This window comes from Paramesorhizobium endophyticum, assembly GCF_014640615.1.
Lineage (GTDB): Bacteria > Pseudomonadota > Alphaproteobacteria > Rhizobiales > Rhizobiaceae > Paramesorhizobium > Paramesorhizobium endophyticum.
Genome location: NZ_BMHH01000061.1, coordinates 1 through 2,689, shown reverse-complemented (window position 1 = coordinate 2,689; position 2,689 = coordinate 1). Strand labels below are relative to the sequence as shown.

The window sequence follows — 2,689 nt, the reverse complement described above, 5'->3', positions numbered from 1 at the left end:
TCCGGGCTATGTCGACAGGGTCGGTAGAAAATGAGCAGCTGCAGACACTTAGCGGCCCCCGCCGGTGCGCCAACACCAACGAGGGCCTGACCCGCAACCTTGTTAGAGAAGGCCTTGGGCTATGCAGACCCTTACCCGCTTTGCTTCCGAACGGGAAGCTTATCCGTTTTCCGATCCTGTTGATGAGCGCACGCTGCGGCAGCGTCTGAGAGCGTCTTGCCCGATCGCCTATGCCTCGGCGCTCGCCTGATCCCAACGACTGATCGTCCCTGACTTCAGGCGCGGCTTCGATTGAAGCCGGACGGCTTCCGCATGCGGAAATTCTTTCCGTGCGCCTGACGTCTGCGGGCCGATCATTCCACTTTCTATTTCGTTCGCTCGCGCTGAACCATCATGTTCGGCGACAGGAGATCTATGCCATGCGCCAGGATAACATCATCCCTTTCCACCCTCCACACCAGCCAGCTACGGCACCAAAGCGGTCAGGCCGGCTGAAGCGATTGGCGAAGTTGCAAGATGCGGCAAGCCACAGCGCGGCTTGCAGGTCACAGGCTATTCCTCGGGCCATTGCCATGTGCAAGGCGATGCCCGATGCCTTGCCCGATCCCGCGATTGTCGCCCGGGTCGTCATCGGCTTTGCCGGGCGCAAGGGCATCGCCATGGCCAGCATTCCGAAAATCTTTCGGGAACAGCTTCTTTCCTTGTGAGCCGCTGGCGATCCGACCGCGCTGATGCTGCGTGACTGGCTTCAGGGCAACCGCACGCTGCTGGAGGGCGCATGATGGAAATCCTGACTGACCGCATCCGTCGCTATCTCTTCGCCCGCATCCGCCGGCTGGCCATCCTCGATCTTTATGAGCGCGCGGCGGTTGCCGGATTGCTGGAGGCAGACTTCATTGTTCCCGGCGATGAGCAGAGCGGGACGGTCTGGCATGTGCCGGAGCAATCGCTGCATCTTCTCAACATCGCCCCGAGCGAAGCACGTGCCGAAATCATGCGACAACTCGGAAAAGCTGCACGCGCAAAGACGACCACCGAGATGTCGATGGCGGATATTGCGGAAAAGCTACGCCATGAAAATGTCCGCTCGGCCCCGAAGAGACGCGGTGCTCCTGATGTGACCAAAACATCGGCACGATCGGCGCGCGACTTTCTGGCGCTGCTGCGCGAGCACTTGCCCGCGCCCGTTGTTGTCCATGTCGCCATGGCCCTGCTGGTCGCGCGCGCCGTCGGCCCTGATGTGCCTGACCTGACCGCTCTATCCGACGGTGTACGCGGTCCCGGAACGTTCATTCTGCTCAAGGTCCCGGTTCCGGGCTTCGAACGCCGCTTCGGTCTGATGCTGGAAGACGGGCTCATCCTGCCTTACTGGGTGAAGCTGGAAAACGTCCATCGCAGCAGCCCGTTCTGGGATGGCCGCGCGGACCGCCGTCTGGGCAAAACACGCAAAACGATCAGGACGCTCGGCGGCACGGATGTGGCAAAGGCGGATGAACGCCAATTGAGCCGGGCTCTGACGGATGTCCTGCTGGAGCGCACCGCTCCGGTGATCGTCGCCGACGAGACCAGGGACCCGCTTGCTCCCTTTGTCTCGATGACGCCCGATCTCGCACTCGAATGCGGCGGCCTCGATTATGGGCTGGTCGCGGAACTATTGCATGTCTGTTGCGGCATCGCGCCGGAACAATCGTTGCTCCGGATGGAGGCAATGGCGCTCGATCCCGATGGCCTTTCCATCGACGCGCTGGCGCTCGCTGTTCGTCCGGGACGTGATCTCGAACATATCCTGTCGATCCTGAAGGCGCTCGGCGAATGGGCGCGTTCTGAAGGCAAATCCGAGGACGATGATGACAGCCGCGGATCAGGCCGTGACAAGGACAGGTCGAACCGGGCGAAGACCAAGAACCGCTCCGCCGAAGGCATCGATATTATCCAGCCGGCGAAGCCGGCGGAAACATCCATTGCTGCGAGCCCGCGCGTGGAGACGCTCTCCGGCTATGGCGCGGCGCGGGACTGGGCGCTCGACCTCAAGGCAGATCTTCAGCTCTGGCGCGGCGGCGAAGTCGCGTGGAACGAGATGAGCACCAGGCTTTTGCTCTCCGGACCGCCCGGGACCGGCAAGACCACCTATGCCCGGGCGCTTTGCAATACATTGCAGGTGCCGCTGCTGGCGACATCGGTCGCGTCCTGGCTTGAACCCAGCTATCTCGGCGACGTGCTCAAGCGCATGGCGAAGTCGTTCGAACTGGCGCGCGAAAACGCTCCGGTCATCCTGTTCATCGATGAGATCGACAATATCGGCAGCCGGTCCGCTGCACGACGAGAGCAGCACGACGATTACTGGCGCTCGCTGATCAACCGTTTGCTGGAACTCCTTGATGGGGCCTCGAAGACCGAAGGCGTCATCGTCGTCGCGGCGACAAACCTCCCCGAAAAGATCGATCCTGCGCTGTTGCGGTCCGGACGGCTGGAAAAGCACGTCGCGATTCCCCTGCCTGATATCGAGGCGCTGACCGGCATTCTCGCCCATCATCTGGGAAGCGATCTGGCCGATGTGCTGGCGTCCGCGCCGACAAACATCGCCAACCCTTCCGAGGCCGCTCAATCACCAGCCCAAATTGCTAGGGCGTGTCGTCATTTGAGGGTTATGAACGCAGCGACGAGTTGGACAGCACCTAAGAATGTGCTG

General features: G+C 61.8%; 3 protein-coding genes. All 3 read left to right on the top strand.

Annotation, left to right across the window (positions count from 1 at the left end):
* Positions 1 to 121: 121 nt before the first annotated feature.
* The gene (locus tag IEX53_RS24240; protein WP_268902615.1) at positions 122 to 250 is read left to right on the top strand and encodes a hypothetical protein; all 129 of its coding nucleotides are present in this window, start codon (positions 122 to 124) and stop codon (positions 248 to 250) included.
* 169 nt (positions 251 to 419) lie between these two features.
* Entirely contained in the window at positions 420 to 707 is a 288-nt protein-coding gene (locus tag IEX53_RS23490; RefSeq protein WP_188826588.1) for a hypothetical protein, read from the top strand.
* A 71-nt stretch (positions 708 to 778) separates the two neighbouring features.
* Positions 779 to 2,689, top strand: a 1,911-nt coding sequence (locus tag IEX53_RS23485; RefSeq protein ID WP_188826587.1) for an ATP-binding protein, incomplete at its 3' end; no start/stop codon positions are given.